This is a genomic window from Lutibacter sp. B1, from assembly GCF_012524075.1.
GTDB lineage: Bacteria > Bacteroidota > Bacteroidia > Flavobacteriales > Flavobacteriaceae > Lutibacter.
Genome location: NZ_JAAZUI010000191.1, coordinates 1 through 316, shown reverse-complemented (window position 1 = coordinate 316; position 316 = coordinate 1). Strand labels below are relative to the sequence as shown.

Genomic DNA, 316 nt, shown 5'->3' with positions numbered 1-316 from the left:
TTTTTCCTGTAAAACGTGAAAATAACAACGGAGAAAAAGCTAAATGAGAAAAATAAGTATGTTTGATAAATCTCAGATAATAGAAAAATTCAATGCTCAGCAGAACGTGTCGCTAAATATGCTAACACTGGCTATATTGCATTGTGGCGGATTTTCTTTTTCAGGAAATCCTCGTATATTTACTAACACAATTGCTATGGCGGAAAAATCTTGCCGATTTTTCCACAACGACAACATAGCCTAAACCGTTGGTTAAAATAACGAGATTGGAACTTGGCAGAGAAATTTTCTTTCAAAAATAATGATTTACTAAAGC

General features: G+C 33.2%; 1 protein-coding gene. It reads left to right on the top strand.

All coding sequences use genetic code 11. The annotated features are described in order from the left end of the window. The first annotated feature begins 43 nt into the window (after positions 1 to 43). The gene (locus HGB55_RS15415) at positions 44 to 244 is read left to right on the top strand and encodes a hypothetical protein (RefSeq protein WP_168817989.1); all 201 of its coding nucleotides are present in this window, start codon (positions 44 to 46) and stop codon (positions 242 to 244) included. The last annotated feature ends 72 nt before the right edge of the window (positions 245 to 316 follow it).